A 21,886-nucleotide genomic window follows, 5' to 3' on the forward strand; every position below is an offset into this window, starting at 1 on the left:
ATATGCCTCTAAGGTTGAGGAAACAATCGGCGCGATGTTAAATTTCTAGTGTATTCGAACGTCTGAAATATTCCGCCGAAAACATCGGCTTAATCGAATGTCCTGACGGCCTCGCAGTTCAAGTAAAGCCGTTCGAACTCTATATCTGGAGGAAACTCGATATGTTCGCGAAAGTTGTCATCGTCCTCGGTGTGCTTGGTGTCTTGCTTGGGTTCGGCGTTGCAGTGGTCTCGGCACTGCTGCCCGAGTTTACGAGTGGACGCGTGAATTGGGAGGAGGCGGCGCTCGGGATCATCCCGGGGGTTCTGGTCCTCGTCGTCTCGTTCTTTATCCTGGTGATAGGCATCGTAATGCTGATCATCGGGAAAAAGAAGAAACAACAGTAAACAAGATCAAGGAGGAAAAAGTGAGTTTAGTTAGACCTGTTTTTAGTGTTTTGGCGATTCTATTCGCGTTTGCCTTGTTTTCGGCCGAGGCAAATGCCCAACCCACCGATGCGCAGATAAAGCGGGATGTTTCTGGGCCGAAAACGATCTCTGTAACGCTCGGCGGACCGGGCAAAAGAGAATGGAGTTCGGGATTCAAAAAGTACGTTTGGTCGCGCGGTTTTACGGCTAAAGTTAAGACTGACGACCCGAAAGTGAACGTAATTGTCAGAGGCTCGGCTTCATATGACATCGTCGGTGGGCGTTATACATTTTGGCGGACGTTCATTTCGTCCAATGAGTTCGAGGGCATTCCAAACCCGACCGCTGCGGATGTTGACGCATTGATCGAAAAGTTTGGGCTTTCGAAGTTCATGGGCAGTGCCCGGTACAACAGCGTTATCGGAAAGGTCGAATCCATTGGGCTTTCCGAGGAGCCGAATTTCGTTTGGCATAATCCAAATTCCGTGTCGTTCAACGTTGTAGCTGTATATCGCGAACGCATTAACGACATTGGCGGAAGCGAGAGGATCTCTCAGGTATTTGAGATCCGACTTTACAGGAACAGCGTCGATGCCGATTGGCATAATATGATATCGAGTGCCCGAACTCGAACGGTGCTTCGATGACTTTCTAAGTTGCTTCCATAAGAATGCCGGCCGCAAGTTCGGGCCGGCTTTTTCTTTTCCGGTAAAATGAAAGGTGAAAAGCCGGGCCAGATTCGATATATTAGAGGTTTAGGCCGCAACGCCCTTATTTCCGATGAAGCCTTTTTACGTCAGAGACATCGCGATTGACCCGCCGCTTATCCTTTCACCGATGGCGGGTGTGACGGACTACGTATTCCGACGGCTCATCAAGCGTCGCGGCGGCGTTGGGCTGGTTGTCTCGGAGTTCATCTCGGTCGAGGGGCTGACCCGCGGAAATCCGAAATCGAAGCGGCAGATGAGGTTTGATGAGGAAGAGCGGCCCTATGCTGTTCAGATCTTCGGCGGCCGGGCCGAACGGATGGCGATGGGAGCGGAGATGGCCGAAGAGGTCGGGGCGGACATTTTGGACGTAAACTGCGGCTGCCCGGCTCCAAAGGTCGTGAAGAATGGCGGCGGCTCCGGCCTGCTTCGTGAACCGGATCGGCTTGAGGAGATACTCAAAGCGATCAAAGGTGCGATCTCGATTCCACTGACCTTGAAGCTGCGAACCGGCTATACCGATTCGACGATTAACGTTGTGGATATCGCGAAAATGGCCGAGCAGTGCGGCGTTGAGCATATCCAGGTACATGGCCGCACCCGCGAGCAGGGCTATAAAGGCCTCGCGAACTGGGACCTGATACGCCAGGTCAAAGAAGCGGTCTCGATACCGGTCTCGGGCAATGGCGACATTACGTCCATTGAATACGGGATGGAGAAGTGGCGAGAATCTGGCGTCAACGGCATCCTGATCGGCCGCGGTGCGATGCAGAACCCGTGGATCTTTCGGCAATTTGCAGATGTGCTAGCGGGCCGAGAGGCATATCAGCCGGACCTCGCCGAGAAGAAGGCCGTTTTGCTGGAGTTCTTTGAAATGTGCCTCGGTGAAATGCCGGAGATAGTCGCTCTCGGTAAAATGAAGCAGCTTGCCGGGCAATTCACAAAAGGCCTGCCGGGCGGAGCAGCCTTTCGGCAGACGCTTTACCATTCCCATTCAGAGCAGGAGATACTCGATAATATCTCCACTTACTTTGAAAGCATCGAAGAAAGAAGCCTTTTTGGCGATTCTTACGTCAAAGACAGTGATATTGAGATCACATCCTGTGAGGCCTTTTCAAGCGAACCACGCTCGGAGGCCGTTACTGTGTAGCACTTTCCCGCTTGCTCAGGCCTCGAAACGAATTCGTTCAACGTGACTAAACTATTTGAGAGGTTTGCTATTGATGAGGCTCGTGATCTTGGTATTTCTTCTGGCGGCGTTCGGCTTTTTGCTGACGCCGCCTTCGTTTGCTCAGCGGCCATCGCGGACGCCCGCTGTGGCGGTTGCGGAAGCCGATGTTTCAGGGACACCGGCATTCGCTGAAGTTCTCTTGAGAAAGGTCGAGCTTGAGGCCGAACTCGAAGGCCTGATACTTGAATATACCGATGAATTTCCGCGTGTCGTCAATCTGCGGCATGAGGTCGGTTTGCTCAACGCGGAAATAGAAAAACTCCGCAGAACACCTGCGGACCAAACCGGGAAGCTAACTCTTGCCCTGGGGAGGTTGCTCGTCAAGCGATCTGAATTTTCGACCGATCTGTGGGTCCTGCTTAAGTCCTACAAGGAAGAACATCCGGATGTGAAACGAGCGCAGCGAAAGGTCGAAATATATTCAAACGCGATTGCGTCGATACTAAAGTAGGTCGCGTTCGAACGGCTCCTCAGATATCGTCCGATAAAGCCCGGTCGCATCCGTTTTCGAGACCTGCTTGGTCGTCGGGACCGCAGTGATCTCGACCTCCACAATCGTACCGGCCCGGATAAGCTTTATCCGGTCGCCGGTGTGAACGTCCTTCCCCGGCTTTCCGGGTGAATCGTTCACCAAGATCTTTCCGGCCTCGCAGAGCTCTCGGACCAATGGCCGGCGGATCACCAATCGGCTGGCTTTTAGATATAGATCGAGCCGCATATCAAAAAAAGACGGCGCCCATTTCGGACGCCGTGATCGAAATAAGATCGAACTAGTTACTAGTTGTCCGAACGTGTTGTGGTCCGCTCTTCGGCATAAAGTATCGGAGCAACTTCGGGCCGGTACTGATCGTTGATCTTAATGTATGCGTCCTCGCGAAGCTTGGCGTAAAATTTCTTGTTGGCCTCGGGAAGCTTTTCTTGAAGGATCGCCATGCGCACCGCATTCTCATCGAAACGGCTTTCATTGCTGGCCGCTGAACGGGCATCGACCCGGAGGATCACAACGCCGATCTGATCGATCTCGATCGGGTCTGTATATTCGCCGACCTTTTTGCCCTCGATCGCTTTCGCAAACTTCGCGTCAAGGTCCGCTAACCGGTATTCCTCAAGCTTTCCGCCGCTCGCCGCAGCATTTGGCCGGTCAGAGGTCTCGCCGACCGTCTTAAGGAAATCCGCACCGCCGCGAAGCTGCTGAACTATATCGGTCGCCCTTTGACGAACTGCACCTTCCGAGCGGCCGGCAAACCCAAGAAAGATCTCGCTGAGCGTAACGGTTTCCGGCTTGGTGAACCGCTCTTTATTCTTGTTGAAATACTCCTGCAGTTCGCGCGGCGTCGTTTCCCAGTAGACCTTGCGTTGAACATCCTGTTGGATCACCAGTTCACGGGTCACCTGCCGCCGCCACAGTTCGCGGATGTCGTCCGGATTGACTCCGTTGCGCCGCATTTCGGCGTACAGTGCGTCAAGCGTTTTCAGCTTGTTCTGCTCCATGATCTGAAGAAAACGCTGGTTCACCGATTGCTCCACCTCACGGTCAATATTCAGTTCCTTGCCGCGTTGGAGAATAAGCTCCTCATTTATCAGCCCGGCGATGAGTTCGCCCTTTTTTCCAGCGAGTTCCTGTTCGGCCACCTCACGCGTTTTGCCCTGTTCGACGCCCGCATCTACCAGTGACTTTATCTCCTGCTTAACCCTCGAGAGAGTGATTACGCCTTCATTGACCTGGGCAATGACCTCATCGACCACGCGTTCCTCGGTCTCCTGAGCGAGAGCCGTGCCGGCGGCCGCGAACACCATAAATGCTGCAACAAATGCGGAAAGATATCGATTCATTATTGTTTTCATTGTTCGAACCTGGACTTTTTTGGCTGCTGTCGAGTTTTGATGCCGCAACCGCCCTTCGGGTTTGTCGCCGTGAAAGACTCGATATCAGAAAAAGCCCGCCATAGCTCAAAATAATACCATTTTCCCGCGAGTTTTTCCGCCGCCGGGCAAGCCTTTAACCGCGTATCGACTCAAGGACGTGGCGAACGACCGAAACCGGCTCGAGCCCATTGAGCGGAAAACGCAGGATCCCGGAAGGCGAAAAGCTTACATCCTCGCCGTTTTCGACCATCGACATAAGTGCATCGGGGTTCACCTTTGCATTCTGGCTGAGCTTAACTGCTGCCCCTTCGGCAACGCGGTCGATCGAAACTACACGCATCGATTCGGCCAAACGCCTAAGCGAAGTGAACGCGAGCAGCGACTCGACCGGGTCCGGCAGGCGGCCGTAACGGTCCTCGATCTCATTTCTGATCTGCGAAATATCCTCGCCAGAGGCGGCGGCCGATATCCGCTTATAAGTACGAAGCCGCTGCGACGTTTCAGAAATATATTCGTGCGGGATGGCGAGATCGATGCCGAGATTGATGTTGACGGGCGTCTCGTCTTCGACCTCCTCGCCGCGGAGTTCGGCGACGGTCCGCTCGAGCATACGCGTATAAAGATCGAAACCGAGTGCGTCGAGATGGCCTGACTGCTGCCCGCCGAGCAAGTTTCCTGCACCGCGCAGCTCAAGGTCGAGAGCTGCGATGCGAAAGCCCGCACCGAGGTCGGAGAACTCTCGGATCGCGGCAAGCCGCCGGCGTGCGATCGGCGTCAGTTCAAGCTCGCTAGGTATCAGAAGGTAAGCATAAGCACGCCGGTCCGATCGCCCGACTCGGCCGCGGAGCTGATAGAGCTGCGAGAGCCCGTAATTGTCCGCCCGGTTCATCAAAATGGTGTTCGCCCGCGGGATGTCGATGCCGTTTTCGATAATGGTCGTCGCGACAAGCACGTCGTATTTAAAATCTACGAAATCGAGCATCACCTGCTCCATCTGCTTCTCGTTCATCTTTCCGTGGCCAATGGCGATACGGGCCGCGGGGACGATCTTCTGGATCAGGGCACCGATCGAATCGATCGTCTCGACGCGGTTGTGGATGAAAAAGACCTGGCCTTTGCGTGCCATCTCGAGCTCGATCGCCGAACGGATGACGCTCTCGCCAAACTGCACGACCTGCGTATTGATCGCGAGCCGGTCACGCGGCGGCGTTTCGATGATGGACATGTCGCGGATGCCCATCAGAGACATATTCAGCGTCCGCGGGATCGGCGTTGCGGATAAGGTCAGGACATCAACCTTCTTGCGGAGCTGCTTGAGCTTTTCCTTGTGGCCGACGCCGAACCGCTGTTCCTCATCGACGACGACGAGCCCGAGCTTCGGGAGCTTGACGTCGTTTGAAAGAATCCGATGCGTGCCGATCAAAACATCGACCTCGCCCTTTTCAGCCTCGGCGACGACGTCAGCTTGCTCCGCCTTCGACCGAAACCGCGAGAGCAATTCGGTCTTGACCGGAAACGCCGCAAACCGCTTGGTGAATGACTCAAAATGCTGATAAGCAAGGATGGTCGTCGGTGCGAGGATCGCGACCTGTTTGCCGTCCATCACGGCCTTGAATGCCGCACGCATGGCCACCTCGGTCTTGCCGTATCCAACATCGCCGACTATCAGCCGGTCCATCGGCCGCGGCGATTGCATATCTTCTTTGACGTCCGCGATCGCCTTCGCCTGGTCCGGCGTCAGCTCGTATGGAAAGGCATCCTCAAATTCATGCTGCCACGGAGCATCGGGCGAAAATGCGTAGCCCGTGACGAGCTTGCGTTCGGCATATAGCTTGAGAAGCTCATCGGCCATGTCGCGCATCGCCCGCTTTGCCTTGGCCTTTGTCTTTTGCCAGCCGATCCCACCGAGCTTGTCGAGCGTCGGCGAGACCGATTCGCCGGAGGCATACCGCGAGACCAGATCGAGCCGTTCGACCGGAACAAAAAGCTTCGTATCTTCAGCGTAAACGAGCAGCATGAACTCGCGTTCGCCCGCCGGTGAGGTAATGGTCTGCAGCCCTTCGAACCGGCCGATGCCATGGTCGATGTGAACAACGTAGTCGCCTTGTTTGAGATCGCGAAAATCCGAAATGAACGCGCCGACGCGACGCTTGCCGCCCGTACCGCTCGAGCGAACCGAAGGCTGCGGGCGGATGGTGTTGCCAAAGATCTCAGCCTCGGTGATCAGGTCGATGCCTTCTTCCGCAACCGAAAACCCGCCGGTAAGGCTGCCGATGCGGACCGTTCCCGCGGGAGCGTCAATGCTGTATTCGCGAAGGATCTCCTCGATCCTCTCGGCCATGCCGTGTGTCGCCGCCACCATTGATGCCGAGCGACGCTGCTTTAGCTCTTCAACGAATGCCTTGATATCGCCATTGAATTGGCGGGCCGGCGGAGCGTGGAGAGCCGCCTCGGCTTTGACAGCCGCTGGAGGAAAAAGAAAAAGCGGGGCCGCGGCATCACTTGATTGAGGCAGCGAATGGTTCTCGTCGGTTGCGGCGGCAGCGAGCCCGAGTGCCCGCATCTCAAGCCGCGGACTGCGTCCGACAAGCTCGCGGAGATGTTCGGGATCAAAGAAAAGCTCGTCCGGACGAAGCCCGATCTGGCCGGAAGCGGCCGACTCGGCAAAATGCCGGGCGGTGTTTGCGTAGAGCTCTTCGATCGCAGCTTCGGCAAAGACGGGTTCATCGATGAGCAGAATGTGTTTATCGAGGTGGTCGAGAATGCTCGAGCGGAGCGGGCGGATCAGGGGAAAAAGAAATTCCCAGCCTGAGAACGTCTCGCCGTGCTCGGCAAATGCGAGCCGGTCGCTAAGGCCGCGGGCAAGCTCAGGCGAAGTGAAACGCTCCTCGGCCTCGGCGGCCCAGAGCCGCATGTCGTCCGGCTCGGCGGCGAGTTCACGCATCGGGGCGAGATCTACGGCGTTGAGTTTTCCGGTCGAGAGCTGAGTCGCGGGGTCGAAGCTCCGGATCGAATCGACCTCATCGCCGAAGAAATCGAGGCGAACGGGAAGATCGCGGTCCGGCGGCCAAATATCGATAATGCCGCCGCGAATGGAATATTGCCCGACCGACGTCACCGGATCTTCGCGAACGTATCCAGCAGCGACGAGCCTGTGCGTCAATTTTTCCGGCGGATATTCGCTCCCGAGTTGGAGCTTGCATCCGGACTCGGCGACCTCGGCCGGCGAGACGATACGTGCGGCTAAAGCGGTCGCGGATGTGACGAGAATGTCGGGTGTTTCAGACGCAAGCCGCCAGAGCGTTTCTGCCCGCAGCCGTTCGGTGTCCGGATGCGGCGAGGCACCGGAATATGGGTCGGTCTCAAAGGCCGGGAAGACCACGATGCTATCGTTGGTTCCGCCAAATTGGTCCGCAAAGAAGGCGAGATTTGCATTCCACGTCTCGAGGTCGCGCGTCTCGGGCGTAACTATCACCACCGGACGCCCGATGGCCTTTCGCAATTGGGCGGCGAAATAAGCCTTTGCCGGGATCGACGTCAGCCCCGAGAGGCAAACGGCATTTGTGCCGCCGCGGATCGCGTCAACAAGGCCTTCAAAAGTTTCCCGATCTTTCTTACTCATTCCAGAAACGCGCGCACTCCTGACCGGAAAAGGGAACTCGCTCCCCCTGTGTCCGGTCACAATTTAATACGCTGTCTGATCAGGCACCTTAAACCATTCGGTTTTTCAGGCGACCTACGATCCTTCTGCGGCGTGAGCTTTTTCTTTCACTTCAACGCCACCACGGATATTGACCTCCCGTTGCGGGAAGGGCACTTCAACACCGTGTTCGCGGAACTTCTTGATTATCGCAAAATTAAGGTTGCTAAGGAAAAGGCCGGGGCGATGGAGCCGTGCACTGCTCCATGCGCGAAGCTCGAAGTTGAGCGAGTTGTCGCCGAATTCAAGAAGCCTGACCGAGGGCGGCGGGCTGGCCATCACGTCCTCATTCTCATTCGCAGCCTCGACCAACAGCCGCTCGACCAGCTCAAGGTCCGAGTCGTATGCAACACCAACCGGAACCTTGAACCGAATGGAGCCGCCCTCGAGGCTCCAGTTGATAACGTTCTCAGAGATAAATTTGCTATTCGGGACGATGATCGCGATGTTGTCGTTCGTCCGGATGGTCGTGCTGCGGGCTCCGATGTGCGTGACCTCGCCGTGGACGTCATCGACCTCGATGCGGTCGCCGACCTTGATCGGCCGCTCGAAAAGGATGATCAGTCCGCTGATGAAATTATTTGCAACATTCTGCAGGCCAAAACCGACACCGATACCAATGGCACCCGCGAGCACGTTAAGCGTCGTCAGGTCGATACCGATCGTTTGCAGGAGCACCAGGAAACCGATGACGAAGGCGATGTAGCGGACAATGGTCCCGATGGCCTCGCGGGCACCCATATCGAGCCGCGTCCGCGTAAGCACGCGGTCGATCAACACGCTGCGGAGCTTTGAGGAAAGATAGATAAGAAGCAGCGTGAACGCGAGTATATAAACAATGCTGAGCGGCGTGATCTGAGAATTGCCGATAGCAAACAGGTTGTAGTTCAGGAACCGGGAGATCGGATCAAGCTTATCGGCAAGTACTTGCTGCATCTATTTAACAGTTTAGACCAGCGGGCCGATGACGCCAAATTTCGAGCTTTCCGCCTGCCGCGGATGGTTTTCGTTTGTTATTGATCGGCGGTGGTTTATATTAAGGGTTTACGCAAGTTTGAAAGCAATGAACATAACCTCATTTGACGAAATAATTGAACAGAACGACCAGACTGCGGCACGACGCGAGCACCTTGAGAAACTTAGGGAGCTGGTCGGCAACCCTTACCCAAATAAGTTTGCCCGGAGCCGGCTGTCCGGCGACGAGGACACGATAAAACGCCTTCTCGCGCATCCGCCGATCGCGGAGATAAACGCAGAAATGCACGCGGTCGTCGCCTCGCTTGGCGAGGGAGAACGGCCGCCGGCTGAAAAAAAGGATGCTCTAAATGAGCGGTTAAAGGCGCTTGGCAATGTTCGCATCGCGGGCAGGATGGCCGTCCCGCCGCGGGTGATGGGCAAGGCCGCGTTCGTGCATCTTTCGGACGGCATCTCGCGGCTGCAGGTTTACCTTCGCAAGCAGGACGCCGTCGCCATCAGCAACGCGACCGGCGAAGCGATCCAGGAAGAAGGCAAGGCGTGGGCGGTTTTCGGCTACCTTGATCACGGCGATTTCATCGGCGTCGAAGGCTATCTTTTTATTACCAACACCGGCGAGCTTTCGGTGCATGTAGAGAAGCTCCAATTCCTCGCCAAGGCAATGCTCCCGATGCCGGACAAGATGCACGGCATTGCCGACCCCGAGATCCGCCAGCGGCAGCGATACGCCGACCTGATCGCTTCAAGTTTGCAGGTTAAGTCGGAACCGCCTGCGTCAGCGGGCGGCCAGGAACTTACCACCAGAGAAGTTTTTGAAAGAAGAGCCAAGCTCATCTCCTCGATCCGCCGATACCTCGAAGACCATGGCTATATCGAGGTCGAAACGCCGATGCTGACGCCAAAGGCGACCGGGGCCGCGGCAAAGCCTTTCGTAACGCATCACAACGCGCTCGACATCGACCTTTATGCCCGCATCGCACCAGAGCTCTATCTAAAGCGGCTCGTCGTCGGCGGCTTTGAAAAGGTTTACGAACTCAACCGCAACTTCCGCAACGAAGGCATCTCGTACAAGCACAATCCCGAATTCACGATGCTCGAATTCTACTGTGCTTACATGGACGTCAACGGCATGATGGACTTCTGCGAGGAACTGCTGCGGGAGTCTGTGAAAAAGGCGACCGGCGGGTTGGTGATCGAATACGAAGGAAAGACGATCGACTTCAGCAACTTCCGGCGGCTCTCGATGGCAGAGGCCGTGTCAGAACCCGGAGCGGAAGCGACTGGGCTCTCAGATGCGGCCTTGCTCGAACAATTCGAGAACGATGTTGAACACACGCTCACTCAGCCGACGTTCATTATCGATTTTCCGAAATCCATTTCACCGCTTTCAAAAGCTTCGCCGGAGAACCCGCAGATCGCGGAGCGGTTCGAGCTGTTTATCAACGGGATGGAGGTCGCAAACGGCTTTTCGGAGCTGAACGATCCGCAGGAGCAATACGACCGCTTTGCCGACCAGATGAAGGCCCGCGAAAGCGGTGACGAAGAGGCGATGGTGCTCGACGAAGATTACATCCGTGCACTCTCCTACGGAATGCCGCCCGCCGCGGGCATCGGCATCGGCATCGACCGCCTTTCCATGCTCCTCACCAACAAACACTCCATCCGCGACGTCATCATCTTCCCCCACATGCGCCCGGAGCGAAGATCAGCCACAGAGGACACAGAGAGCACAGAGAGCACAGAGAGCACAGAGAGCACAGAGAGCACAGAGTAAGATCGTTGGACGATGACGATCGGGAATAACATTCCAAATCATTCATTCTCACGTATCTTGCTCCGTGATCTCTGTGGGCTCTGTGGCAAACCGCCTACTTCGTCACGACGTAATACGTGTTCATTGCGTCGTGTTCGAGGTGGTTGATCTGGACGTTTGTGAAACCGGCGTCCTTCATCATTTTCTCCGCCAGTTCCTCGCCCCACATCGCTCCGAGCCCGTCGCCGCCTTGTGCGAGCGAGACGGTCATGCAGTGCATACACGAAATTGTGTAAAGCCACGGAGCGACAGGCAGCTCGAGGTTCTTCTCGAGATGCGAAGAACCGGTGATGTCCTGCACCAGATAAACTCCGTCGGGCCTCAAGGCCTGATTGATGCTCCGGAGCATTCCCGCCGGGTCGGCCTGGTCGTGGATCGCGTCGAACGACGTGATCAGGTCGTACGCCTCGGTCTCGCCGATGTTTGCCGCGTCGCGGACCTCGAACCGGACGTTCGTGAGTCCCTTGGCCTTCGCATCTGCGTTTGCCCGGGCGATGCCTTCCTCCGAAAAGTCGTAACCGGCAAAACGGCTGTTCGGGTACTTCTCGGCGAGGACCGTCATCGCTCGGCCGGAGCCGCAGCCGACGTCGAGCACGTCGATGCCGGCCTCGAGCTTCTCCTTCAACCCCGGAACTAGCGGAATAATGTGCGGTTCAAGTGCCGCGACGACCGTCTGAGCACTCTCGGCCGCCATCGCTTCATGGAACCGCGGATATTCCGAATAGGGCACGCCGCCGCCATTGCGGAAGCTTTCGATCAACTTGTCCTCAACACCGGCAAGGATCGGGACAAACTCCATCGAAGCCGCGAAGTTATAGACGCCGCCGCTCGTCAGGAATGCGGCGTGCTCGGCCGGAAGCTGATAGGTCTTCGTTTCGGGCGAATAGGTGACGATCTTGCCCGTCACCATCGTGCCGAGCCATTCGCGAACGTAGCGTTCGTTGAGCCCGGCGGCATCGGCGATCTGCTGTGAGGTCGATGCTGGCAATCCCGCCATCGCTTCAAAAAGCCCGACGCGGTTGCCGATGCTCAAGCCCAGTGCGATGGCCGCTTTGTTCAATGTATCGATAAGGCCCTCGGAAAATGCTTCCGCTTTCTGCTGGTTAAAATTGCTGTCTAACATAAATACTCCTGTAAGATAGAGCGGTCGCGGCGGGAAATGCCCACCGCTGATCGCCGGATGAAAGTTTTCGTACTGACAACCTTTGCTCTCACCGCCTTTGCGTTCAATTCCATTCTTTGCCGAATGGCGCTCGGCTCGGGCGAGGCCGATGCGGCCGGATTCACGGCGGTCCGTCTGCTTTCCGGAGCTTTGGTTCTTGCCGCGATCCTGCTGCTGCCTGGTAAGACGCGAAATCCGGCGAAAAACGGCAACTGGCCCTCGGCTTTTTTTCTCTTCGCCTATGCCATCGCGTTTTCATTCGCCTATTTTGGGCTGACCGCGGCGACCGGTGCGCTGATCCTTTTCGGCTGCGTGCAGATAACGATGATCGCAGCGGCCGTTTTTCGTGGCGAGCGGCCGGCCTTGGGCGAGTGGTTCGGCGTTCTGGTGGCGTTCTCGGGGCTGGTGTATCTGATGCTGCCGGGTCTTTCGACTCCGCCTTTGGCGAGTGCATTGCTGATGGCGGCGGCGGGCGTTGCCTGGGGCTTTTATACGCTTCGCGGAAAGGGAAGCACCGACCCGCTGGCCGATACGGCCGGAAACTTCATCCGCTCGGTGCCGATGATCGCTCTTGCGGCCTTGCCTTTCGCTCTTCAGATCGGGCTTACGTTGCGGGGATTTATGCTGGCAGTGCTTTCCGGAGCCGTCGCCTCGGGCATCGGTTATTGGGCGTGGTATGCCGCACTTCGCGACCTTACGGCGACGCGGGCTTCGGTGCTTCAGCTCTCGGTGCCGGCGATCGCCGCTCTTGGCGGCTTCCTCTTTCTCTCAGAATCTGCCGATCTCCGGCTGCTCGCAGCGGGCTCGCTGATCCTTGGCGGCATCGGCCTGACCATCTTTTTCAAACCAAAGGCCTGATCTCGGGCGTTTTTCTCACTACAAAGAATTATTTTGACTACTGTTTCATCTATGAGATATAATCGCACATACGCAAACACCGTCGGGCGGGAAGTGCCGTTGCGGGACCATTATGGCTCTCTTGAGTGTAGTCAAAAAGTTATCACACCTACACGAAGAGCAGAAGGCCGGGCGTGAGCATATCGAGGCCGCGGGCCTTCGGCTTCTCCGCGGCGGCATTGTGGAATTCACCGGTGAGCACACGGCCGGAAAGACGAGCCTGACACTCAACATCCTCTCGCGGCTGACGCAGGAAGGCGAGGTCTGTGCCGTTATCGACCTCAACGACTCGCTTGACCCGCAATCGGCGGCGGCCAACGGCGTCGTGCTTGAAAATCTGCTCTGGGTGCGGTGCGGCGGCAATGTTGAGAACGCACTGACGGCCGCGGACTACGTCCTGCAGGCGAAGGGCTTCGGGATGGTCTGGCTCGACCTCGGCGGCATTCCGCACAAGGAACTGGACCTTTTGCCGAAGACCTATTGGTACCGCTTTCGGGCAAAGATCCGCGATGGCCGGACGATGCTGGTCGTTACCGGCAACCGGACGCTGGTGAGTTCGGCGGCGGATCAAGCGTTCTTTTTCGATACTTACCGGGCGGTCTGGCGCGGTACGGGCCGGTTCAAATTGCTCGGTGAACTGCAGGTGAACCTGAACACGCGAAGGCCTTTCGTCGTCCGGCCGGAGTTCAGGCAGATCAAGGCGGAGTATGGGGATGAGTAAGCTTTACGCATGCATTATTGGAATGCGGAATGTGGAATGCGGAGTGCAGAATGAGGCCGGAAATGAGTCTTCGCCACTCGTCACTCATCACTCTTCACTTGTCACTGAGTCTTCGTCGCTTGTTGCTCTGGCGGAGCAATTTGCTTATCGCATCGAGGTGGTCGAGGGTGGCATCCTGTTTGACGTCAGCGGGCTTGAGAACCGCATCGGGCCGCCGGGACGCGTCGCACAGAGCATTGCTCATGAGATGGAGACGCACGGCATCACGGGCTCGCTTGCCCTGGCCGCAAATGCTGCTACCGCAGAGCTTTACGCTCGGACGCGGGCCGGCGTTACGGTGATCGGCGAGGGCGATGAGATGCCGCTGCCGCTCGCCTCGATCGGGCTTGATGAAGATACGCTCGGCATTTTTCACGCCCTCGGGATGGAGACGACCGCCGACCTGAAGGGCGTTCCCGAGGATGAACTGATCGCCCGCTATGGGCGCGAGTTTCGCCGGACGCTCGACCTGGTCGATCAACGGGGCGTGCATATCCTGACACCGAATCTGAAGGAGAACCGCGTCGCCTGGGACTACAATCTCGATTTTCCGGTCGAGGACCTCGGACAGCTCATCTTCATCCTCGGCCACGGCCTCGGCAAGGTGCTGGCGGAGGCGGGCAACGTCGGGCTCAGCTCGGAGCAGATCGACATCGTGTTCGGGCTTGATGACAAGACCACGGCCGAATACAGCATCAAGCTTTCGTTCCCGACGCTCGACAAGGCATTTTGGCTAAAGCTCGCGAATCTCAGGCTCGGCAATGATCCGCCGGCAGCGGCCATCGTTTCGATGCGGGTGACCTGCCACTTTGCCCGGCCGCGGGCGATCGAACGCGGGCTCTTTGCGGCGACGCGGCCCGAGCCCGAGAGCCTCTTGCTGACGGCGGACAAGATTCGCAAACTGGTCGGCAAGGAGAACGTCGGCGTCCCGATGCTGGTCGATCAGCGGCTGCCCGAGGCGTTCGCTCTCGACGCCGACAAGCTGCCGCAGGGAAAGGAGATGGAGCCCGAGAAAGAGCAGCGGCCGGTGCTTGCGCTGACGCATTTTCACCCGCCGCTCGAGGCCGAGATAAAGACCGCCGAGGGTCGGCTTATCTATCTCCGCACGCGTTATTTTGACGGCCACGTGGCCGAATACGGCGGTGCCTGGCTCGGCTCGTCGCAATGGTGGACGCACGGCTTCTGGCAGCAGATGGAGTGGGACGTAGAGCTTGACGATAGGCGAATCTACCGCCTCGCCCGGACGCAGGAAGGCTGGTTCGTGACGGGGGGATACGATTAATGGTGAATGATGAATGGTGAGTGGTGAATGGTGAATGATGAATGATGAATGTGGAGCACTGAGCAGTAAGCAGAGTATTTCTCCGTGCTCATTTCTCAATTACCATCTCTCATTTTTCAATTCTCATTTCTGGCCACTATTCACCATTCACCATTCACCATTCACTATTTACCATTCTCTTGAGATGTTTTTCGAGCTTCACACACGTTCGGCGTTTAGTTTTCTGGCATCGGGGTCGATGCCGGAGCCGCTTGCCGAGAGGGCGGCCGGGCTCAATATTCCCGGCGTTGCACTGCTTGACCGCGATACGGTCTCGGGCGCCGTGCGGTTCCATTTTGAGGCACGCGAGGCGGGCATCAAGCCGATGATCGGTGCGGAGATAACGATGGACGACGGCAGCTTTCTGCCGCTCTTGCCGATCGACCTTGCCGGTTACCGAAACCTCTGCCGGCTGATCACGACCATCAAGCTGCGTGCCCCGAAGGGCGAGCACTTCGCCACCCGACGCGACATCGAGGAACACTCGAGCGGGCTAATCTGCCTGACCGGCGGCGAGGATGGCTTCATGCACCGGAGCGTTCGCCGCGGCGAGGGGCTCCGCGACCTTGCCTGGCTCAATTATGTTTTTGAGAAGCGGCTTTACGTCGAGCTGCAGCGGCATTATCTCCGCAGCGAGGAGGACGTAAATCAGCAGCTCATCGGGCTTGCCCATAAGCTCCATTTGCCGATGTTTGCCAGCAATGGAGCGTATTACGCCGAGAAATCGGACCGCGAGCTTTTCGATGTTTTCACCTGCATCCGCAACCACACGAACATCTACGAGGCCGGCAAGCTGCTCTCGCAAAATGCCGAGCGGCATCTGAAATCCGAAGCGCAGGTGTTGCGGCTCTTTGAAGAATTTCCCGAGGCCGTCGCCCGGACCGAGGAGATCGCCAACCGCATCTCGTTCTCGATGGACGACGTCGGCTACAAGTTTCCTGATTTTCCCGTTCCGCGGGGCGAGACGATGGATTCACTGCTCAGAAAGCTCACCGAAAAAGGTGCGATAAACCGCTACGGCGAGCTGACACCGAAGGTGCGGGCAAAGCTTGACCGCGAGCTGAACCTGATCGCCAAGCTCAAGCTTGCCGGCTATTTCCTGCTCGTTTGGGACATCTCAAATTTCTGCTATTCGCGGCGGATTCTTTCGCAGGGACGCGGCTCGGCGGCCAACTCGGTCGTTTGCTACGCGCTCGGGATAACGGCGGTCGATCCGATCGAGGGCGAGCTTTTGTTCGAGCGATTTCTCTCGGAGGAACGCGGCGAGTATCCGGACATCGACATCGACCTGCCCTCGGGCGACGACCGCGAGACCGTTATCCAGCACGTTTACGAAAAGTATGGCCGACGCGGTGCGGCGATGACGGCCAACGTTATCACCTACCGGAGCCGTTCGGCGGTCAGGGAGGTCGGGAAGACGTTCGGCTTTCCCGAGGAGATGCTCGGCCCGCTTTCAAAGTCGATCTCGCATTACGGCGTAGAGGATTTCGGCGACATGATCGTCCGTTTTGAGGAGAACGGCTTTGACCTTCGCAATGACCTGCGGACCCGGAAGTTCGTCGAGCTTTACACGCGGATACTCGATTTTCCGCGGCACCTCGGCCAGCACTCGGGCGGGATGGTGATGCTCCCCGAGGGACTCGACAGCGTCGTCCCGATCGAGCCGGCCTCGATGGAAGGCCGTTCGATAATCCAATGGGACAAGGATGACTGCGAGCGGCTCGGGATAGTAAAGGTCGATCTGCTTGGGCTCGGGATGATGGCCGTGCTCCGCGATACGCTTAAGCTCGTTGAGGAGCACCGCGGCGAAAAGGTTGACCTCGCCAAGATACCGAAGGACGACAAGCTTGTCTTTGAAACGCTGCAAAAGGGCGACACCATCGGGATGTTTCAGGTCGAGAGCCGTGCCCAGATCAACTTTCTGCCGCGGTCAAAGCCGCAGTGTTTTTACGACGTCGTCGTGCAGGTGGCGATCATCCGCCCCGGGCCGATCGTCGGCAAGATGCTGAGCCATTACATCCGCCGGCGGCAGGGCCTCGAAGAGATAGACCACATTCATCCGTGGCTTGAATCGACGCTCAAGCGGACGCTCGGCGTGCCGCTTTTTCAGGAGCAGCTCTTGAGGATGTCGATGATCATGGCCGGCTTTACCGGCGGGCAGGCCGAGGAACTGCGGCGGGCGATGGGCTTTAAGCGGGCCGATAAGCGGCTTGCCAAGATCGAGAAGAACCTTCGCAACGGCATGACACGCAACGGCATCGAGCCCGAGCTGCAGGACCGCATCGTCCAGAACATAACGGCCTTTGCCAACTACGGCTTTCCCGAATCACACGCCGCGAGCTTTGCCTTGCTCGCCTATGCCTCGGCATATCTGAAGGTCTATTACCTGGCCGAATACACGACGGCGATGCTCAATAATTTCCCGCTTGGGTTCTATTCGCCGGCAACTCTGATCAAGGACGCCCAGCGGCACGGGCTCCACTTCCGGCACGTTGATGTGAACCGCTCGGACCACTTTTTTACCATCGAGGACGGCGAGGTCCGAATGGGCCTGAAATACGTAAAAGGCCTAAGAAAAGAGGTTGCCGAAGCAATAGTCCAAGGCAGAAACCCGACCTGTAGGGAGGGTGTTGAGAATACGGAATTCCAGGGCAGAAACCCGACCTGTAGGGAGGGTGTTGAGAATGCGGAATTCTCCGAAGAAGACGATTCATCATTCATCATTCATCATTCATCATTTACTTCCGTGGATGACCTTGTCCGCCGCGTTCCGCTGATCAATAAGAAAGAGATCCGTGCACTCTCGCTTGCCGGTGCGTTGAATTTTGAGAAGAGCGTCCACCGCCGCGAGGCCTTGTGGCGATCGGAGCTTGCGATCCGGCCGGACGTCTTTAGCGGACAGCGGACAGCGGATAACGAACACGTTTCTGAAGATGCGGCAGCGGCTGGCTTTATCCGCCCGATGACCGAATGGCAGGCGATGGAATCGGACCTGCGGTCGATGGCGGTGACCATCGGCAGGCACCCGATGGCATTTCTCCGCGAGGGGCTCAAAAAGCGGGGCGTGCTTTCGGCGATCGAAACGCACACGCTGCAGAAAAAGGATGTGGTCACGGTCGCCGGAACGGTCATCGTCCGCCAGCGGCCGAGCACGGCGAACAGCGTCGTATTTATAACGATGGAGGATGAGACCGGGCACTCGAACTTCATCGTGATGCCGGACATCTTCGAACGCTTCCGCCGCGTTATCACACATAATTCGTTCCTGCTCATCAAAGGCATTGCCGAAGAGGGCGGAATGATAAAGGCCTTGTATTTTGAGCCGATAGGTGGTGTTATGGCAGAAATAGGATCACACGATTTTCACTGACGTATGTGCGGAAGATATAAATTGAGCGCCCGGCATGAGGATGTGCAGAAACACTTTGACCTGATCGACGGCCGGTTCGTTCACGAGCCGCAGCAGGAGATATTTCCCGGGACGGAGATCCTTGCCATCAACCGCGAGCACCGAGCTAATCGCATCTTCTGGACCATCGAGGACCGCGACTACAAGGGCGTGATGCGGAAGGTGATCAACGCCAAGAGCGAGACCGTCCATTTCGTGCCGATGTTTCGCGAGGCTTTCAAAACCGGCCGCGTACTCATTCCCGCGACCGGCTTTTTCGAGTGGCAAGAAATCCCCGACAAGCGGAAAGAGAAGTACGAGTTCGAGTTTGACGAGCCGCTCTTCGCCTTTGCCGGCATCTCCCGCGAATGTGAGATCAAGGGCGAGGCTCGCGAGTGCGGCGTTATACTCACGACCGAGGCGAACGACGTCGTCCGACCGATCCACGCCAAGAACCGCATGCCCGTTATCCTACACAAATACGACTACGAAAAATGGCTCGACCCCGAAACACCCTCCTCCGAACTTAAGAAAATAATGCAGCCGCTCCCGAATGAAGAGATCCGAGCAAAACCAGCCGAGGAATAATCGTCCCTTTGGAAAGTGGGCGATCTATTTGGGTGAGACCCGTGCCAGAAATGAATAGCGGCGGTAGAGCGGATCGATCTTCACATCATACCGCCCACGCAGTTCCTCAAGAAACGGCATTAGGCCGTCCCAATGCGTGACGTGAAACTTTGAAAGCCACCATTTAAGCAAACGAGCAAAGAACCCGGGCAAGTCGCGTTGGTCGTAAAAATCGACGATGAAAAGCGAGCCATTCGGGGTGAGGTTTTTCATCGCATTTTCGAGCGATTCGCGCCAAGGCGGGATCATTGAAATGGAGTAAGAGAAGAAGATCTTGTCGAAGGGCCTCGCGAGTTCGAATGTCGAATCGAAGCGGAAGTCATCGGCGAGGGCGGTTCTGAGAGTGATGTTCTTCACGCCCGCTGCATCGGCTTTCGCTTGGGCGGTTTCGAGCATCGCGGAGGATGCATCGAGGCCGTAGAAGTGAGCCTTCGGATGGCGTTTTGCGAGGATGATCAGATTTCGGGCCGTGCCGCAGCCGGCCTCTAGGACGTGTTCGCCGGGTTTGACGTCCATTTCATCAAGCAGGCGATCGCGGCCGGGCAAGTAAAATTTACGCGTCGCATCATAGAAGTACCGCTGCAGCCGATACATCCGGTCCATGCTTTCAAACGCGTCGGTCATTTAAGTTCGTAGAGATGAAAGCCGCCGTAGATCGAGGCCCGGTCCTGCTTGAAAAGCTCAGCGGAAAGCTCGCGGTGATACTCGAACCGGCCAAGCAGTTCCGGCGGCAATGCTTCCTCAAGCGGCGACGCTGCACCGGCAGTCCTGAAAATGATCCGAGCACCGGGCTCGGCCCGCTCAGCGATCGCGGTCCAGAGCTCGGTCATCTGCTCGGCGTTCATCCAGTCTTGAGCATCGAGGAAAACGAAACGATTGTAAGTCCCACTCGCGTTCTTTCGTATCTCAACCGTTGCCGCGATAACCTTGGGAGAAAGACGGCCGATATTGGCTCGCAGCGTTTCGAAATTCTCTTCCTTGAGATACTCCGGCAGGGCTTTCCGGTTTTCAGTATCATACCGCCGACCGAATGCCTGCCAGGCAAAATAGTTTTCGTCGATCGGGAAGCCGCAGGCGAGGCGATGTGCCCGTTCGCGATAAATGTCGATGATACTGCCGCCCTCAACCTGGTCTTTCTTCAACTCTTCATACTGCTGCGGCGGAATCCCAAGCCCGAAGAGCGTGACCGGCAGACGGCCGATCAGCTTGATCAGCGAGCTTTCAAAAAATGGCCCGATCTTCTCTTCAAAAAGGCGTTCCTGTTCCTCGATGCTCGTGGCCGCCAGAACAGCTTTCGGGTCGCAACCCAGTCGCCGGCTCAGCCAATGAAAGAAGCGGAGAAAGTACCCGTTCCGCGAGTGTTCATAAAGCCCGGCGTTTCTGAAAAAACTTATCCGGTCGCCGAAAGCAAGGCTACCGAGAAGCGTGTTCGATTCCCAAAAGATTCGAGCCTCTCTGCTCAGGTGCGGTGCAATGTATTTGAGATAATCCGAACCGGTCCGGGGCCCTTTCCCGCGGCCGAAAAAGGCGAAAAATGATTCCTGGCCGGGCAGATAGCGGGCCGCGACGGCCTTCAATTCGAGCAGGTAAATGTGATGGCGGTTGAGGTCAACGGCCGTAACGCTCTGCGGGCCTTCGAGAAGATAATTGAGAGCATTGCAGCCACCCGATGAAATGGTCAGTATTCGTGAATCCTCATCGATCGCAAGGGCTTCGATATCAACCCGCGGATCTTCCCAGATCTGGTTGTAAACAAAGGCATCGAACCATGCAGCGAAAAGCCGTTGGAGAATTCCCTGGGTCGAAATGCTGCTTTCGTTTCGGACGGCCTCGAGTACGAGCTGTTGTGCCATGTTAACGATTTTGCACGATGGCGTTTCGGGTTCAAGAAGGCGTGAACGAAATTTAACAGAGAATTACGGGCTACTCGTTGACCATCACCTCGACCGGGTCGATCGTCGAGGCCTTCCAGGCAGGGTAAAGTGCCCCAACCAGGCTTCCGCCGATCGCAATCCCGACGGCCGTCATGACCCAGCCAACGCTAAACTCAAAGACGAGCTCGAATGCATAAGCGATAACAAGCGACGCCGCGAATGCCGTAATAAGTCCGACGACGACGCCAAGCACACCGACCGCAAACGCTTCGCCCTCGATCGCCGAGACGATGAAGCCTTTCGAAGCTCCGAGTGATTTCAGAATGCCGATTTCCTTCCGCCGCTCGGTGATGGTTGTATAAAGCGAAAGCAGAACGAAGATCGTCGAAACGAACGCGCCGAGCCCGACCATCACGCGAAGAAAGGTGTTCAGGGCCGGGATGCGTTCACGGGCATCAATAATGATATCGGTAGTTAAGTTAACTTTGTTGCCGGGAAGTTCAGAGTTGATCCTTGCCGCGACCGCATTCGCATCCTCGCCGTCTTTGACCTTGACGAGAATGTAGGTGCATTTGTCCTTTGCCTCAAGCAGCTCCTGCAACGTCGCGAGCGGCATCTTTATACGCGAACCCGATGGCGGAGCGAAAACGCCCGAAATAGTAAACTCGCGGCCGAGAAGTTCCATCTTATCCCCGACCTTCAAGCCCTCCTCGCGAAGCTGTCGTTCATCGAGTATGACCTTGTTCATCCCCGTCGGAGCACGTCCCTCAACGACCTGCATTTCGTTCATCCGGGCGAAAGGTTCCCAATCCAATCCGTCGAGCTGCAGAATGCCCCAGCGGCCTTTTGCACTCGGCGAAATGTATCGAATGACGGGGATCGTTGATTCCACGCCCTCGATCTCAAGTAGTCGGTCGGCATAGGCCGTCGGGACCGGAGCATTCGAGCTGTCGTAGGTCATCGCACCGGCTCGGGTGAAAACGATCTCGGCTTTCCAGTTTGCGGCCCGCTTCGCCATATCGTTCGACATCCCATTGGCGAGGCCGGTAAAGAGTACGACGAGCACAACTCCGAGAGCGACGCCGATGATACTTATCAGCGTTCGGAACGGACGGACACGTAAATTTGCGAGGACAAGCTCAAGCATTTGCGAAACTT

General features: G+C 56.9%; 18 protein-coding genes. 10 read left to right on the top strand and 8 right to left on the bottom strand.

Annotated elements, in window-relative coordinates:
* Window positions 1-161 precede the first annotated feature (161 nt).
* The 4 genes from IPM21_14610 (at window position 162) to IPM21_14625 (ending at window position 2,796) form a co-directional block, all read left to right on the top strand.
* Window positions 162-386 carry a hypothetical protein gene (locus IPM21_14610; GenBank protein MBK9165112.1) on the top strand — a complete coding sequence of 75 codons (225 nt, stop codon included), beginning with the start codon at window positions 162-164 and terminating at the stop codon, window positions 384-386.
* 20 nt (window positions 387-406) lie between these two features.
* The gene (locus IPM21_14615; protein MBK9165113.1) at window positions 407-1,054 is read left to right on the top strand and encodes a hypothetical protein; all 648 of its coding nucleotides are present in this window, start codon (window positions 407-409) and stop codon (window positions 1,052-1,054) included.
* Between the two features lie 133 nt (window positions 1,055-1,187).
* Window positions 1,188-2,264, top strand: a complete 1,077-nt coding sequence (dusB, locus tag IPM21_14620) for a tRNA dihydrouridine synthase DusB (protein MBK9165114.1) — start codon at window positions 1,188-1,190, stop codon at window positions 2,262-2,264.
* A 73-nt stretch (window positions 2,265-2,337) separates the two neighbouring features.
* Window positions 2,338-2,796: a hypothetical protein gene (locus IPM21_14625; protein MBK9165115.1), complete on the top strand. Its 459-nt coding sequence runs from the start codon at window positions 2,338-2,340 to the stop codon at window positions 2,794-2,796.
* Here IPM21_14625 and IPM21_14630 read toward each other — a convergent pair.
* From IPM21_14630 to IPM21_14645, 4 genes are all read right to left on the bottom strand, one after another.
* Window positions 2,788-3,063, bottom strand: a complete 276-nt coding sequence (locus tag IPM21_14630; protein MBK9165116.1) for an RNA-binding S4 domain-containing protein — start codon at window positions 3,061-3,063, stop codon at window positions 2,788-2,790. The genes IPM21_14625 and IPM21_14630 overlap by 9 nt on opposite strands.
* A 59-nt stretch (window positions 3,064-3,122) precedes the next feature.
* Window positions 3,123-4,178: a peptidylprolyl isomerase gene (locus IPM21_14635; protein ID MBK9165117.1), complete on the bottom strand. Its 1,056-nt coding sequence runs from the start codon at window positions 4,176-4,178 to the stop codon at window positions 3,123-3,125.
* Window positions 4,179-4,344: 166 nt separating this feature from the next.
* The gene (gene mfd / locus IPM21_14640) at window positions 4,345-7,833 is read right to left on the bottom strand and encodes a transcription-repair coupling factor (protein MBK9165118.1); all 3,489 of its coding nucleotides are present in this window, start codon (window positions 7,831-7,833) and stop codon (window positions 4,345-4,347) included.
* A gap of 114 nt (window positions 7,834-7,947) precedes the next feature.
* Window positions 7,948-8,847, bottom strand: coding sequence for a mechanosensitive ion channel (locus IPM21_14645; GenBank protein MBK9165119.1), 900 nt, complete (start codon window positions 8,845-8,847; stop codon window positions 7,948-7,950).
* Window positions 8,848-8,974: 127 nt separating this feature from the next.
* Between IPM21_14645 and IPM21_14650 the strand changes: the two genes are divergently transcribed.
* Window positions 8,975-10,660: a lysine--tRNA ligase gene (locus tag IPM21_14650; protein ID MBK9165120.1), complete on the top strand. Its 1,686-nt coding sequence runs from the start codon at window positions 8,975-8,977 to the stop codon at window positions 10,658-10,660.
* 94 nt (window positions 10,661-10,754) lie between these two features.
* Here IPM21_14650 and IPM21_14655 read toward each other — a convergent pair whose 3' ends face one another.
* Entirely contained in the window at window positions 10,755-11,822 is a 1,068-nt protein-coding gene (locus tag IPM21_14655) for a class I SAM-dependent methyltransferase (GenBank protein ID MBK9165121.1), read from the bottom strand.
* A gap of 57 nt (window positions 11,823-11,879) precedes the next feature.
* Here IPM21_14655 and IPM21_14660 point away from each other — a divergent pair, with 57 nt between their 5' ends.
* The 5 genes from IPM21_14660 to IPM21_14680 all read left to right on the top strand — a co-directional run bounded on the left by IPM21_14660 (window position 11,880) and on the right by IPM21_14680 (window position 18,815).
* Entirely contained in the window at window positions 11,880-12,719 is an 840-nt protein-coding gene (locus IPM21_14660) for a DMT family transporter (GenBank protein MBK9165122.1), read from the top strand.
* Between the two features lie 112 nt (window positions 12,720-12,831).
* Window positions 12,832-13,479 (top strand): hypothetical protein, encoded by a 648-nt coding sequence (locus tag IPM21_14665; GenBank protein ID MBK9165123.1) that lies wholly within the window; start codon window positions 12,832-12,834, stop codon window positions 13,477-13,479.
* Window positions 13,472-14,800 (top strand): hypothetical protein, encoded by a 1,329-nt coding sequence (locus IPM21_14670; GenBank protein MBK9165124.1) that lies wholly within the window; start codon window positions 13,472-13,474, stop codon window positions 14,798-14,800. The genes IPM21_14665 and IPM21_14670 overlap by 8 nt, the downstream gene beginning before the upstream one ends.
* Before the next feature lie 184 nt (window positions 14,801-14,984).
* Entirely contained in the window at window positions 14,985-18,209 is a 3,225-nt protein-coding gene (locus tag IPM21_14675; protein ID MBK9165125.1) for an error-prone DNA polymerase, read from the top strand.
* 42 nt (window positions 18,210-18,251) lie between these two features.
* Entirely contained in the window at window positions 18,252-18,815 is a 564-nt protein-coding gene (locus tag IPM21_14680; GenBank protein MBK9165126.1) for an SOS response-associated peptidase, read from the top strand.
* A 24-nt stretch (window positions 18,816-18,839) separates the two neighbouring features.
* Here the strand turns inward: IPM21_14680 and IPM21_14685 are convergent, their stop codons facing one another.
* The 3 genes from IPM21_14685 to IPM21_14695 form a co-directional block, all read right to left on the bottom strand.
* The gene (locus tag IPM21_14685; protein ID MBK9165127.1) at window positions 18,840-19,478 is read right to left on the bottom strand and encodes a class I SAM-dependent methyltransferase; all 639 of its coding nucleotides are present in this window, start codon (window positions 19,476-19,478) and stop codon (window positions 18,840-18,842) included.
* Window positions 19,475-20,707 (bottom strand): BtaA family protein, encoded by a 1,233-nt coding sequence (locus IPM21_14690; protein MBK9165128.1) that lies wholly within the window; start codon window positions 20,705-20,707, stop codon window positions 19,475-19,477. Before IPM21_14690 ends, IPM21_14685 begins: the two co-directional genes overlap by 4 nt.
* 70 nt (window positions 20,708-20,777) lie before the next feature.
* Window positions 20,778-21,875, bottom strand: a complete 1,098-nt coding sequence (locus tag IPM21_14695) for an ABC transporter permease (protein MBK9165129.1) — start codon at window positions 21,873-21,875, stop codon at window positions 20,778-20,780.
* Between the last annotated feature and the right edge of the window lie 11 nt (window positions 21,876-21,886).

The organism is Acidobacteriota bacterium, assembly GCA_016716435.1.
GTDB lineage: Bacteria > Acidobacteriota > Blastocatellia > Pyrinomonadales > Pyrinomonadaceae > OLB17.